Source organism: Pauljensenia sp. UMB3104 (genome assembly GCF_030217285.1).
Classification (GTDB): domain Bacteria; phylum Actinomycetota; class Actinomycetes; order Actinomycetales; family Actinomycetaceae; genus Pauljensenia.
Genome location: NZ_JASONN010000189.1, coordinates 1 through 303 on the forward strand (window position 1 = coordinate 1; position 303 = coordinate 303).

At 59.7% G+C, this 303-nt stretch carries 1 protein-coding gene; it reads left to right on the forward strand.

Annotation, left to right across the window (positions count from 1 at the left end; translation table 11 throughout):
• Nucleotides 1–303: ABC transporter substrate-binding protein (locus QP415_RS11315; RefSeq protein ID WP_285100133.1), on the forward strand; the 303-nt coding region annotated here is incomplete at both ends.

Genomic DNA, 303 nt, shown 5'->3' on the forward strand with positions numbered 1-303 from the left:
CACCACAGCGCGGACATCCTTGCCCAGCTGGGAGCCCAAAAACAGGTAGTAGGCATCGAACAGAAGTGGAAACGCAACCTTGGGGACTACATGGTCGATGTGTTCCCGGGAATCGAGAAGCTGCCCACTCCGGGGCAACTCGACTCCATGAACGTCGAGCAGGTCGCAGCGCTGAAACCTGACATCGTCATCGTCGCCTCCCAAGCCAATCCCGCAGACCTGAAGAAGCTAGACGGCCTAAAGATCCCCTACGCCACGGTGTCCCTGCGTGCCGAGGGCAAGCAGGAAGAAGCCCAGAACCCG